This window comes from Streptomyces afghaniensis, assembly GCF_044327915.1.
Taxonomy (GTDB): Bacteria; Actinomycetota; Actinomycetes; order Streptomycetales; family Streptomycetaceae; genus Streptomyces; species Streptomyces afghaniensis.
Map to the genome: position 1 here is coordinate 519087 of NZ_JBIRGJ010000002.1, position 13039 is coordinate 532125.

The 13039-nt window shown below is 71.6% G+C and carries 12 protein-coding genes; 11 read left to right on the forward strand and 1 reads right to left on the reverse strand.

Annotated elements, in window-relative coordinates:
* Positions 1 to 2: 2 nt before the first annotated feature.
* Genes ACH4G3_RS08555 through ACH4G3_RS08595 form a run of 9 tightly spaced genes read left to right on the forward strand, consistent with a single transcriptional unit; the run spans position 3 to position 8438 of the window.
* Positions 3 to 878: a carbohydrate ABC transporter permease gene (locus ACH4G3_RS08555; RefSeq protein ID WP_397623761.1), complete on the forward strand. Its 876-nt coding sequence runs from the start codon at positions 3 to 5 to the stop codon at positions 876 to 878.
* Positions 879 to 1703: a carbohydrate ABC transporter permease gene (locus ACH4G3_RS08560; protein WP_397623762.1), complete on the forward strand. Its 825-nt coding sequence runs from the start codon at positions 879 to 881 to the stop codon at positions 1701 to 1703.
* Positions 1700 to 2788, forward strand: coding sequence for an ABC transporter ATP-binding protein (locus ACH4G3_RS08565; protein ID WP_397623763.1), 1089 nt, complete (start codon positions 1700 to 1702; stop codon positions 2786 to 2788). Before ACH4G3_RS08560 ends, ACH4G3_RS08565 begins: the two co-directional genes overlap by 4 nt.
* Positions 2785 to 3609 (forward strand): DeoR/GlpR family DNA-binding transcription regulator, encoded by an 825-nt coding sequence (locus tag ACH4G3_RS08570; protein ID WP_397623764.1) that lies wholly within the window; start codon positions 2785 to 2787, stop codon positions 3607 to 3609. The genes ACH4G3_RS08565 and ACH4G3_RS08570 overlap by 4 nt, the downstream gene beginning before the upstream one ends.
* Positions 3587 to 4666 (forward strand): ABC transporter ATP-binding protein, encoded by a 1080-nt coding sequence (locus ACH4G3_RS08575; protein WP_397623765.1) that lies wholly within the window; start codon positions 3587 to 3589, stop codon positions 4664 to 4666. The genes ACH4G3_RS08570 and ACH4G3_RS08575 overlap by 23 nt, the downstream gene beginning before the upstream one ends.
* Positions 4663 to 5694, forward strand: coding sequence for a 2-hydroxyacid dehydrogenase (locus ACH4G3_RS08580; protein WP_397623766.1), 1032 nt, complete (start codon positions 4663 to 4665; stop codon positions 5692 to 5694). The genes ACH4G3_RS08575 and ACH4G3_RS08580 overlap by 4 nt, the downstream gene beginning before the upstream one ends.
* A gap of 31 nt (positions 5695 to 5725) precedes the next feature.
* Positions 5726 to 7150, forward strand: a complete 1425-nt coding sequence (locus ACH4G3_RS08585) for an FGGY family carbohydrate kinase (protein WP_397623767.1) — start codon at positions 5726 to 5728, stop codon at positions 7148 to 7150.
* A gap of 26 nt (positions 7151 to 7176) precedes the next feature.
* Positions 7177 to 8211, forward strand: a complete 1035-nt coding sequence (locus ACH4G3_RS08590; protein ID WP_397623768.1) for a glycerophosphodiester phosphodiesterase family protein — start codon at positions 7177 to 7179, stop codon at positions 8209 to 8211.
* Positions 8211 to 8438, forward strand: a complete 228-nt coding sequence (locus ACH4G3_RS08595; RefSeq protein WP_397623769.1) for a hypothetical protein — start codon at positions 8211 to 8213, stop codon at positions 8436 to 8438. The genes ACH4G3_RS08590 and ACH4G3_RS08595 overlap by 1 nt, the downstream gene beginning before the upstream one ends.
* A 3-nt stretch (positions 8439 to 8441) precedes the next feature.
* Here the strand turns inward: ACH4G3_RS08595 and ACH4G3_RS08600 are convergent, their stop codons facing one another.
* A complete protein-coding gene (locus ACH4G3_RS08600) occupies positions 8442 to 9080 on the reverse strand; it encodes a mycothiol-dependent nitroreductase Rv2466c family protein (RefSeq protein WP_397623770.1) in 639 nt (212 codons plus the stop codon).
* 137 nt (positions 9081 to 9217) lie between these two features.
* On the opposite strand from ACH4G3_RS08600, the gene pepN reads away from it, so the two are divergent.
* Positions 9218 to 11797: an aminopeptidase N gene (gene pepN / locus ACH4G3_RS08605; protein WP_397623771.1), complete on the forward strand. Its 2580-nt coding sequence runs from the start codon at positions 9218 to 9220 to the stop codon at positions 11795 to 11797.
* Between the two features lie 195 nt (positions 11798 to 11992).
* Positions 11993 to 13033, forward strand: coding sequence for a hypothetical protein (locus ACH4G3_RS08610; RefSeq protein ID WP_397623772.1), 1041 nt, complete (start codon positions 11993 to 11995; stop codon positions 13031 to 13033).
* Positions 13034 to 13039: the final 6 nt, after the last annotated feature.

Genomic DNA, 13039 nt, shown 5'->3' on the forward strand with positions numbered 1-13039 from the left:
CCATGCGGCTCGCGCTGCGTCCGTACTTCCTGATCGTGCCCGCACTGCTGCTGACCTGCGGGATCCTCTACCCGTTCGGGCTCGGCCTGTACTACACCCTGTTCGACTTCTCGGCGAGCAAACCGCAGCCGGACATGGTGCGGTTCGAGAACTACAGAGCCGTCTTCACACAGGAGGCGTTCTGGAACTCGGCGTGGGTGACGGTGCTGTACGCGGTCGGGGCGGCCCTCGCCGAGACCGTGCTCGGGGTGACCGTCGCCCTGCTGCTGCACCGCTCGACGCTGGTGGGCCGGGTGCTGGAGAAGATCCTGATCCTGCCGCTGATGATCGCCCCGGTGATCGCGGCGATCATCTGGAAGCTGATGCTCCAGCCGTCGGTGGGGGTGGTCAACCACCTGCTGCGGCCCTTCGGTCTGGGCGGGGTGCAGTGGACGGACACCCCGACGGGCGCCCTGCTGTCGTCGATCGCCGTCGACGTGTGGGTGTACACGCCGTTCGTGGCGATCCTCGCCCTGGCCGGTCTGCGGTCGCTGCCCACCTCCCCCTTCGAGGCGGCGGCCGTGGACGGTGCGGGGTGGTGGTACACCTTCCGGCGGCTGACGCTGCCGATGCTGTGGCCGTACGTGCTGGTGGCGGTGATCTTCCGGTTCATGGACTCGCTGAAGGTGTTCGACATCATCTACGCCCTGACGGAGGGCGGGCCCGGTGACTCGACCGTCGTCCTCCAGATCCGGGCGTATCTGGAGGCCATCCGCTTCCAGCGCTACTCCTTCGGGATCAGCTACACGATCGTGCTGTGGGCCGTGGTGTACCTGGCCGCGATGGTGCTGGTGAAGCACCTGGGGAAGATCCAGCGCCGGGCCGCGGAGGTGACCTGAGTGAAGAAGCGTGTGCTGGGGTGGCTCGCGGACGCCACCCTCGTCCTCTACTTCGTCTTCGCGCTGTTCCCGATCGCCTGGATGGTGATCCTGTCGCTGAAACCGGCGGACCAGCTCTTCTCCACCTACTTCTCCTTCTCCCCCACCCTCGACGGCTACCGGACCGTCCTCGGCGACAGCGAGGGCATCCCGTTCGTGCGGTTCTTCGTCAACAGCCTGGTGGTGTCCGTGGGGGCGGTGGCGCTGTCGCTGGTGGTGGGGCTGCCGGCGGCGTACGCCTCGGCGCGGTGGCGGTTCAAGGGGTCGGAGAACCTGATGTTCACGCTGCTGTCGTTCCGCTTCGCGCCCGAACTGACCGTGATCATCCCCCTGTTCGTGCTGTACCAGAAGCTCGGACTGTTCGACACGTACGTCGGCATGGTGTGGGTGCTGCAACTCGTCACCCTGCCGCTGATCGTGTGGATCATGCGGTCCTACTTCGCCGACCTCACCCCCGAGCTGGAGCAGGCGGCCCTGCTGGACGGCTACACCCGCAAGCAGGCGTTCTTCAAGGTGGCCCTGCCGCTGGTGAAGCCGGGCATCGCGGCCGTGTCGCTGCTGGCGTTCATCTTCGCCTGGAACAATTTCGTCTTCCCGCTGATCCTCACCTCCAACGAGGCCCAGACGGTGACCGTGGGCGCGCTGTCCTTCCTCGGCGGCGACCGGCCCAAGTACAACCTGACGGCCGCCGCCGCGCTGGTGTCCGTCGTACCGCCGCTGCTGCTGGCGCTGACGATCCAGCGGTACCTGGTGCGGGGACTGTCGTTCGGGGCGGTGAAGTCGTGATCGCACTGAGCGGGATACGGAAGACCTACGGGAAGACCGTCGCGCTCGACGAGCTCGAACTGGAGGTCCGTGAGGGCGAGTTCTTCTGCCTGCTGGGCCCCTCGGGCGCGGGCAAGACCACGACGCTCAAGACCGTCGCCGGGCTCGAACGGCCCGACTCCGGCACCGTCGTACTCGACGGCAAGGACATGCGGGGGGTGGAGCCGTACGACCGGGGCGTGGCGATGTGCTTCGAGAGCTACGCCCTCTACCCCCACCGCTCGGCCTACGACAACCTGGCCTCGCCGCTGCGCTCGCCCCGGCACCGGCTGCCCGCCGCCGAGGCCCGGCAGCGGATCGGCGCCATCGCCGAACTGCTGGGCATCTCGGGGCTGCTGGACCGTCCGGTGGGCCGGCTGTCCAACGGGCAGCGGCAGCGCGTCGCCCTCGGCCGGGTGCTGGTCCGCCCCGCCCGGGCCTTCCTCCTCGACGAGCCGCTCTCCCACCTCGACGCCAAGCTCCGCCAGCAGATGCGGGCCGAGCTGAAGGCGATCGGGGCCGTGCAGCACACCACCACCCTGTACGTCACCCACGACTCCGTCGAGGCGCTGGCGCTCGGCGACCGGATCGGGGTCATCCGGCGGGGGCGGATCGTGCAGACGGGGACGCGGGAGGAGATCTGGTACCGGCCGTACGACACGGAGGTCGCGCGGGCCTTCGGGCGGCCCCGGATCAATCTGCTGCCGGGGGTGGTGACGGAGAGCGGGGTGCGGTCGGACGGCGGGGTGGAGCTGCCGGTCCGGGCGCAGGCCCCGGCAGGCACCGAGGTCCTGGTCGGGCTGCGGCCCCGGGACCTCGCCCTGCGCGGCGAGGGGCACGAGCTCACCGGGACCGTGTACGTCACCGAGGTGCTCGGCCGGTCCGTCGAGGTCACCGTCCGGCTCGGGACCGGGGAACAGCGGGTGTCGCTGGTGGCCCCCCGGGCCGACGCGGCGCGCCTTCGTCCGGACGATCCGGTACGGCTCACGGTCCGGCCTGAGAACCTGCTGCTGTTCGAGGCCGACCGGCCGGAGCGACCGGGACGACGGATAGAGACACAGCGATGAGCAGCAGCAGTGGTGGACAGCAGGGGCCGGCGGCGCGGCAGGCCGCCATGGCCGAGCAGGTGCTGGCCGACGGATCGGCGACGGCGGCGGAGCTCGCCGAGCGGTTCGGGGTGAGCCTGATGACCATCCACCGGGACCTCGACGAGCTCGAACGGCAGGGCATGGTGCGGAAGTTCCGGGGCGGGGTGACCGCGCAGCCGTCGGGGGTCTTCGAGTCGAACGTGCAGTACCGGCTGAAGACCATGCGGGCCGAGAAGGCGGCCGTGGCCGAGCACGCGCTGCGGATGGTGGAGCCCGGCATGGCGATCCTGCTGGACGACTCCACGTCCACCCTGGAGATAGCCCGGCGCCTGCGCACGGGCGAGGTCACGCCGCTGACGGTCGTCACCAACTTCCTGGAGGCGATCAACCTGCTCGCCGACCAGCGGGGCATCCACCTGATGGCGCTCGGCGGCGACTACGACCCGCTGCACTCCTCCTTCCTGGGAGTGTCCTGCGTGGAGGCGGTCGAGCAGTTGCGGGTGGACGTGTGCTTCGCGTCGACGTCGGCGGTGCACGGGGGCTACGCCTACCACCAGGAGCAGCACATCGTGTCCGTGAAGCGGGCGATGCTCGACGCGGCCGCGCGGAACGTCCTGCTGATCGACCACACCAAGCTCGGCCGGGTCGCCCTGCACCGGGTCGTCCCGCTGTCCCGCTTCGACACGCTCCTCGTGGACGACGGGGCGTCGGCGGAGGCACTGCGGGATCTGGACGAGCACAAGGTCCGTTACGAGGTCTGTGCGACGAAGGGCAGCGATGACCGAGCTGGAGCTACGTGATCTGCGCAAGACCTACCGGGCCCGGGGTCGTCCGGGCGTGGACGCGGTGCGCGGCCTCGACCTCGCGCTGCGTTCCGGGGAGCTGCTGGGGCTGCTCGGGCCGTCCGGCTGCGGCAAGTCGACGACGCTGCGGATGATCGCCGGGCTGGAGTCCGTCACCGGCGGGGACATCCTCGTCGGCGGAGCGTCGGTGGTCGAACGGCCCGCGCAGCAGCGCAACATCGGGGTCGCGTTCGAGAACTACGCGCTGTATCCACCGCTGTCGGTCGCGGAGAACCTGGCGTTCGGGCTGAAGGCCCGGGGACGTAAGGCCCGTGGGGACGTCGACCGCAAGGTGCGGGAGATCGCCGGGCGGGTCGGCCTGACCGACCTCCTCGACGCCCGCCCGGCCGGCCTGTCCAGCGGCCAGAAGCAGCGCGTGTCGCTGGCCCGGGCCCTGATCCGCGAACCGGACGTGCTGCTGCTCGACGAGCCGCTGTCCCACCTGGACGCGGCCCAGCGGGACACCACCCGCCGCGAACTCAAGCGCATCCAGAAGGACCTGGGCCACACCACGATCCTGGTCACCCACGACCAGGAGGAGGCCCTCTCCCTCGCCGACCGGATCGCCGTGATGAAGGACGGCGTCATCCAGCAGCTCGGCACCCCCTACGAGATCTACGACAGCCCGGCCAACGTGTTCGTCGCGGACTTCGTCGGCGAGCCCGCGATCACGCTGCTGCCGGGCATCGCCGGAGGCGACGGCCGGGCCCGCCTCTCCGACGCGGTGCGGATCGCACTGCCCGTGCCGGTGCGGGAGGGCCGGGAGGTGGTGGTCGGGATCCGCCCGGAGGACGTCCGGCTCACCGCCGAGGAGGGCCTGCCCGCCCGGGTCGTCGCCCACGAACCCCTGCTGGAGTCGGGCCTGGCGACCCTCGCCCTCGACGGGGTCGAGCGTCACCTGGTCGTCGTCACCGACCCCGAGGTGCGGCTCGCCCACGACGAGCGGGTCCGGGTCGCCGCCGACCTGGAGCACACCCATGTCTTCGACGCCGAGACGGGAGACTCCCTGCGATGACCTCCGGAAACAGTGTGCGTGTGGTGGCCGCCGGTGACCACTTCGTCCTGCCGTCGCTGATCACGCGGGCGGTGGAGCACGAGGTGGAACGGGCCCGGGTGACGGAACTGAAACTCGGCTGGCCGCTGGAGCCGTTCGGGCCGGTCGCCGAGGTGCAGGAGGCCAGTGACGCCGAGGACGAGATGATCGAGGCCCTGGCCGGGGCGCAGGTGCTGGTCACGCAGATGGGGCCGGTCACCGAGAAGGTGCTCGCCGCCTGCCCGGATCTGAAGCTGGTCGTGGTGTGCCGGGGCGGGCCGGTCAACGTCAACCTGGACGCGGCGAAGCGGCGTGACGTGCGGGTGTGCTTCGCGCCCGGCCGCAACGCCGCCGCCACCGCCGAGTTCACCGTCGGCATGATGCTGGCCGCGCTGCGCCGCATTCCCCAGGCCCACGACCCGCTGGCCCGGCAGGGCAGCTGGGAGGGGGCGACGTACTACACGTACGAGCGCAGCGGTCTGGAGCTGGAGGACCTGCCCGTCGGGCTGGTCGGATACGGGGCCGTCGGCAGCCGGGTGGCCCGGGTGCTGTGCGCGTTCGGGGCCCGGGTGATGGTGTACGACCCGTATGTGCACGGCGAGATCCACGGCCTGCGCGTGGCCTCGCTGGACGAACTCCTGCGCCGCTCCCGGGTGATCACCCTGCACGCCCGGCTCACCCCCGAGACCCGGGGGCTGATCGGCGCCCGGGAGCTGGGGCTGCTGCCGTCCGGCGCGCTGGTGGTGAACGTGGCCCGGGGCCCACTGCTGGACGAGGGCGCGCTGTGCGACGCGCTGGAGAGCGGGCAGGTGTCGGCGGCGGCCCTCGACACGTACGAGCGGGAGCCGCTGCCCGCGGATTCGCGGCTTCTCGGGCTGGGCGACCGCGTCGTACTGACCCCGCACCTCGGTGGCGCCTCGCGCGCCGTGGCGGAGAAGGCGGCGCGGATCGCCGCCGAAGAGGTGGGCCGCTGGGTGCGCGGCGAGCCGCTCGCGCACTGCCTGACCTGAGGACCTTGAGAGGACCCTTGAGGGGAGCCGCATGTACGTCGGTATCGATGTGGGCACGTCCATGGTCAAGGCGGCGGCCTTCGACGACACGGGCCGGGAACTGGCCGTGTCCTCCCGGCCGGTGGACCTGAGACTGCACGGCGGGTTCGTCGAGCAGGACATGGACGAGGTGTACGGGGCGGTCGTCGCCGTGCTCGACGAGGTCACCGGGCGGGTTCCGGGGCCGGTCGAGCTCGCCGGGCTCACCGGGCAGGGCGACGGGGTGTGGCTGGTCGACGGGGAGGGGCGGCCCGTGCGGGCGGCGGCCTCCTGGATGGACGGGCGGGCGCACGAACTGGTCGACCGGTGGCTGGCCGACGGCACGTTCGAGACGGTGTTCCGGCGGACCGGCAGCGCGATGTTCCCGGGCTGCCCGGGGCCGCTGCTGGCCTGGCTGGACAGCAACGAACCGAAGGCGCTGGATGCCGCGAGGGCCGCCCTGTACTGCAAGGACATGGTGTTCCAGCGGCTGACGGGGGCGGGCCCGGCGACGGATGTGTCGGACGCCTCGATGCCGTTCCTGGACCCGCGCACCCGGACGTACGACAACAGGGTCGTGGAGCTGCTGGGGCTCACGCACCGGCGCGGGTTGCTCGCCCCGGTGAGCGACCCGGTCGCGACCGCCGAGGCGCGGGGCGAGGGCCTGCCGTCGGGCACCCGGATCGCGAACGGGCCGTACGATCTGCCGGCCTGCGCGCTGGGCGCCGGGGTGACGGCCCCGGGGGACGGTCTGCTGATCGTGGGCACGTGTCTGGCCAGCCTGGTCGGCACGACCGAGCTGGACCTGACGGGGGAACCGGCCGGCCTGTACATCTCCACCGACCGGCCCGGGTACTGGCTGCGCGCCATGCCGGCGATGGTCGGCACGGCGGCCCTGGACTGGGTGCTGTCGACGACGGGCGTGCGGCACGACGAGGTGGACGCCCTGCTGGCCGAGACCCCACCGGGCGCGAACGGCGTCCGTGTACTGCCGTACTTCGCGCCCTCCGGCGAACGCGCCCCCTTCGTCGAGCCCCGGCTGCGCGCCGAACTCACCGGGGTCTCCCTGGAGTCGACCCGGGGCGATCTGGTCCGCGCCACCTGCGAGGGCATCGGGTACGCGGCCCGGCACTGCCTGGAGGCGGCGGGCCTCGAAGGGAGTCTGGCCGTCTGCGGCGGCGGCACCCGCAGCCCGGCCTGGATGCGGCTGCTCGCCGATGTGCTCGGCCGGCCGCTGCGGGTCGTCGAGGGCGAGGTCGGTGCCCGGGGCGCGGTCCTCGCGGCGGCCGAGCGGTACGGGGTGCCGCTGGACGCGCGGGTGTGGACGCGGCCGACGGAGGTCGTCGAGCCGGACCCGGGCCGGGCCGCGTACTACACGAAGGGCTACGAGGAGCACCTGGTCCGGCTCACGCAGGCGCGGGCCCGGGCACGTACATGAATCCGCCTACCGGGAAAGGGAGTCGCATGCGGCTCGGACGGAGATCTCTGCTGCTCGCGGCGGCCGCGGGAACAGCCACGGCCGCCACGGCCGCCACGGCGGCGGCCGGGCCCCGCGGGAGCGGCCCGGTCGTCATCGGCCACCGCGGCGCGGCCGGCTGGCGCCCCGAGCACACGGCCGCCTCGTACACGTACGCCGTGCAGACGGGCGCCGACTGGATCGAACCGGACCTGGTGCCGACGAAGGACCATGTGCTGGTCGTCCGGCACGAGAACGAGATCTCCCAGACCACCGACGTGGCCCGCCGGCCGGAGTTCGCCGGCCGCCGCACGACGAAGACGGTCGACGGCCGGTCCGTGACCGGCTGGTTCACGGAGGACTTCACCCTCGCCGAGTTGAAGACGCTGCGGGCGGTGGAGCGGCTGCCGCAGGTCCGCAACCGCAACACGGTCTTCGACGGGCGTGAGGAGGTCATGACCTTCCAGGAGGTCGTCGATCTGGCGCGGAGGCTGTCGAAGGCGTACGGCCGGACGATCGCCGTCTTCCCGGAGACCAAGCACCCGACGTACTTCCGGTCCATCGGGCTGCCGCTGGAGCCGAAGCTGGCGTCAGCGATCCGGCGCAACCGGCTGGGCCGGCGCGAGTGCGTCGTGCAGTCCTTCGAGCCGACGAGCCTGAAACGCATGACGGGTCTGGGCGTGCCGCTGTGGCAGGCGCTGGGGACGACGGGCGGGCCGTACGACCTGCCCACGACGACCTACCGGGAGATGATGACCCCGGGCGGGCTGGCGGACATCACGCAGTACGCCGACTGGATCGGCCCGGACAAGTCGTCGCTCGTCGGCACGTCGCTCCTCGCGGACGCGCACGCGGCTGGCCTGCGCGTGGGGCCGTACACCTTCCGGGCGGAGAACCAGTTCCTGCCGGAGGAATTCCGGCGCGGCACCGGAAGCACCGATTTCGGGGACGCGTTCGCCGAATACGCGCTGTACTACCGCATGGGGGTCGATGCGGTCGTAACCGACTTCCCGGACCTGGCGGTGATGGCGAGGAGGGGTTGATGGCGGTGAGCCGGGCGTGCCGGACCTGCGGCACCATGCAGGACTTCCGGATGTTCAACGATGCCGAGCGGGCGGCCGTCCGGGCGGAGAGGGGGGAGGGTCATTTCGTGGACGACTACTGGCGCTGCACCGCTGTCGGCTGTCGGTGGTACCAGCGCTACCTCAACCGAGGCGAGGACGGCCTGCTCCCCGAGGAACTCAAGATCCAGGCCGCCCCCGCCGAGTGAGTCCTACAGGTTGGAGAAGTCCGGCCCCTTGGTGCGGGTGCGCTTGATCTCGTAGAAGCCGGGGACCGAGGCCACGGCGAGGGTGCCGTCCCAGAGGCGGGCGGCCTCCTCGCCCTTGGGGGCCGGGGTGACGACGGGGCCGAAGAAGGCGAGCTGCTCGCCGTCGGCGCCGGGCACGGCGATGACCGGGGTGCCGACCTCCTGGCCGACCTTGTCGATGCCCTCCTTGTGGGAGGCGCGCAGCTCGGGCTCGTACCGGGTGCCGTCCCAGTGCTCCATGAGGGACTCGGGCAGGCCGACGTCCTTCAGGGCGGCGGCGACGGTCTCCTTGCCGGGGCCCTCTCCCTGGTTGTGGAAGCGGGTGCCGAGCGCGGTGTAGAGGTCGCCCAGCACCTCGGCGCCGTGCTCCTGCTGTGCCGCGATGACGATCCGGACGGGACCCCACGCCTTGGTCTCGAGCAGCTCGCGGTACTCCTCGGGCAGCTGGTCGAGCTTGTCCTCGTTGAGCACGGCGAGGCTCATGACGTGCCAGCGGACCTTGATGTCCCTGACCTTCTCCACCTCCAGCACCCAGCGGGAGGTCATCCACGCCCAGGGGCACAGCGGGTCGAACCAGAAGTCGACCGGGGTCTTGTCCGACATGTCTCTCCTCATGAGGAAACCGTTTCTCCGGCAACGCCAACGCTCGCGCCGGTCATTCCCGGCTGCCTCGTATCAGGGGCACGTGGCAGGATCGGTGCTGTTCAGCCGTACCCGACGACGCTTGAGGAGTTCCGCCCGTGCCCGGTGAGAATCTGTCCCGCGACGAGGCCCGGGAGCGGGCCGCCCTGATCGGCGTCGACGGGTACGAGGTGTCCCTCGACCTGCGGTCCGCGGTCGGTGAGGACGACACCGGCGGGCCCCGCACGTTCCGGTCGGTCACGACGATCCGGTTCCGCTGCAACGAGCCCGGCGCGAGCACCTTCGCCGACCTGATCGCCCCTGGTGTGACCGCCGTCTCACTCAACGGCCGGGATCTGGACCCCGGAGAGGTCTTCGACGGCTCGCGGATCACGCTGGAGGACCTGGCCGCCGACAACGAGCTGGTCGTCGACGCGCAGTGCGCCTACTCCCGGACCGGCGAGGGCCTGCACCGCTTCGTCGACCCCGAGGACGGCGAGGTGTACCTGTACACGCAGTACGAGCCGGCCGACTCCCGCCGTGTCTTCGCGAACTTCGAGCAGCCCGACCTCAAGGCCCCGTTCCGCTTCGAGGTGCGGGCACCGGAGGGCTGGACGGTGTGGAGCAACGGGGTGGGTGAACGGGCCGACGGGGTGTGGCGGTTCGCCGAGACCAAGCCGATCTCGACGTACATCACGTGCGTGGTGGCGGGCCCGTACCACTACGTGACCGACACGTACTCCCGTACGTGTCCGGACGGCACGACGCTGGAGATTCCCCTCGGCGCGCTGTGCCGCAAGGGCCTCGCGCCCCACTTCGACTCCGATGACGTCTTCCTGGTCACCAAGCAGGGCCTGGACTTCTTCCACGACCACTTCGACTACCCGTACCCGTTCGGCAAGTACGACCAGGCGTTCGTACCCGAGTACAACCTGGGCGCGATGGAGAACCCGGGTCTGGTCACGTTCCGGGAGGAGTTCATCTTCCGCGGCAAGGTGACGCAGGCGTCCTACGAGGGCCGGGCCAACGTCATCCTGCACGAGATGGCGCACATGTGGTTCGGCGACCTGGTCACCATGGAGTGGTGGGACGACCTGTGGCTGAAGGAGTCGTTCGCGGACTTCATGGGCGAGTTCTCACTGGTCGGCGCGACCCGCTTCGTCAACGGCTGGGTCACCTTCGCCAACCGCCGCAAGTCGTGGGCCTACCGGGCCGACCAGCTGCCCTCCACGCACCCGATCACGGCCGACATCCGCGACCTCCAGGACGCCAAGCTGAACTTCGACGGCATCACGTACGCCAAGGGAGCGTCGGTGCTGAAGCAGCTCGTGGCGTACGTCGGCCAGGACGCGTTCCTGGAGGGCGCCCGGCGCTACTTCAAGCGGCACGCGTACGGCAACACGCGCCTCGGTGACCTGCTGTCGGTGCTGGAGGAGACCAGCGGCCGGGACATGAGCGCCTGGGCGCGGTCCTGGCTCCAGACGGCCGGGGTGAACGCGCTGACCCCGCAGCTGCTGCTGGATCCGCAGGGCCGCGTGCAGGAGCTGGCGGTGGTGCAGGAGGCGGCCGAGTCGCATCCGGAACTGCGCCCGCACCGGGTGGCGGTGGGCCTGTACCGGGCGACGGACGGCGGGGCGGTCGAGCGGTACGCGCGCGCCGAGGTGGACGTCGACGGCCCGCGGACGGTCGTGGCGGAGCTGTCCGGCGCCGTGGCGCCCGACCTGGTCCTGGTCAACGACGACGACCTGACGTACTGCAAGATCCGCTTCGACGAGACCTCGCTGGCGACGCTGCGCGAGCACCTGGGATCGGTGACCGATCCGCTGGCGCGCGCCCTGTGCTGGTCGGCGCTGTGGAACATGACGCGGGACGCGCTGCTCCCGGCGAGGGACTTCGTGGACCTGGTGCTGCGGTTCGCGGGGAGCGAGTCCGAGATCGGCGTGGTGCAGATGCTGCACGGGTGGGCCGAGTGGGCGGTCACGCACTACGCGGCGCCCGCCCGGCGGGAGACGACCGCCCGCCTCCTCGCCGAGGGCGCGCGGCGCGAGCTGTACGCGGCCGAGGCCGGCAGCGAGCACCAGCTCGCCTGGGCGCGCTTCTTCGTCCGGACGGCCACCACCGAGGCCGACTTCGCGCTGCTGAACGACCTGCTGGCGGGCACGGCGTCGGTCGAGGGCCTCGACCTGGACCAGGAACTGCGGTGGGGTTTCCTGGAGCCGCTGGCCGCGCACGGGGTGGTGGACGAGAAGGTGCTGGCCGAGGAGCTGGCCCGGGACGACACGGCCTCCGGCAAGCGCCACCAGGTGCGCTGTCTGGCGGCCCGTCCGTCGGCGGCGGTCAAGGCGCAGGCGTGGGCGCAGGTCGTGGAGTCGGACACGCTGTCCAACGCCATGGTCGAGGCGACCATCTCGGGTTTCTCCCAGGACTCGCAGCGGGAGTTGCTCGCGCCGTACGCGGAGAAGTACTTCGCGGCGATCGAGCGGGTGTGGGCCGAGCGGTCCATCCAGATCGGGATGCACGTGGTGCAGGGCATGTTCCCCTCGCTCCAGCAGTCCCCGGAGACCCTCGCCGCCACGGACGCGTGGCTGGAGGCCCACCGGGAGGCGGCCCCGGCCCTGCGCCGGCTGGTGCTGGAGGCCCGGGACGACCTGGCGCGGGCGCTGCGCGCGCAGGAGTGCGACGAAGCCTCTGGCCAGTAGCTTTGGCCTGAGATCGGGCGTTCCGCCATCGTTACGAGATGCGTGCCCCGCGAGCCGTAACCCCTGGCCCGCACCCGAACGGACCAGGGGCTTTCGGCATCCGAACACCCGTCCTTTAGTGCTGGGTTGTCCGTATTTGTCGACGGACCTGTAACAGCGGTTAAAGGGCGGTCGGAGCGCGGGAAATTGCCGGTCATGACCCACAACACCCCGCTCTCCCCCCGCCCCCTGCACGACCTGTCCGGCCGCGGCCGGCTCCGTGTGATGACGGTCGCGCAGCTCCGCTCGCACGGCGTGACGACGTCCGCGACGAACGAGCAGTGCCGCCCCGGCGGGCCCTGGCAGCAGCTCCTCCCGGGCGTCGTCCTGCTCCACCCGGGCCCGCCGACCAGCGAGGAGCGGCTGCACGCGGTGCTGATGTACGCGGCCCGGGAGCGCGGCACGGGCGTCCCCGCCCAGCCGAGCGCGGGCAAGGGGCACGCCACCGCCTACCCCGAGGCGATGATCACCGGCCTGGCCGCCCTGACGCTGCACGGCTTCTCCTCCACTCCCCCGCTGCCGTCGCTGGACGCGATCGACGTCCTGGTCCCGCGGCTGCGCCGGCTGCGCTCGACGGGCTGTGCGCGCATCGTCCGCGGCGCCGCGCTGCCCGCCCCCGAGCAGGTGACGGGCCTGCCGGTGGCCCCGGTCGCCCGCGCGCTGGCCGACGCGGTGGCCGACCTCCGGGACGCCGGCATCGTGCGCCGGCTGATGACGGAGGCGGTGCGCGGCGCCCACTGCGAGCCGGCGGCCGTGGTGCGGGAGCTGAACCAGGCGCGGCTGCTGAGCCGCCCGCACGTGGTGGACGCGGTGGAGTCCCTGCTGGCCGAGGGCCGGGCGATCGCGGAGAACCGCCTCTACCGGATGGTGCGCGAGTACGACCTGCCCGACCCGGTCTGGAACGTGGACCTGCGCCTGCCCGGCGGCCCCTACCTCGGGGGCCTGGACGCGTACTGGCCCGACCAGGCGGTGGCGCTGGAGCTGGACACGCGGGCGCCCCGGCAGGACGACGACGCCCTGTGGTCCGAGTACGCCCGCAAGCGTGAGCACCTGGAGCGCCTCGGCATCACGGTCGTCCACATCACGCCCAGGAAGCTCCGCGACTGTCCGGAACAGCAGGCGACGGTGGTCCGCACGGCCCTGATGGCCTCGGCCGACCGCGAACCGGCCGCGTATGTCGTGGTGCTGCCCCGGTAGTGACGG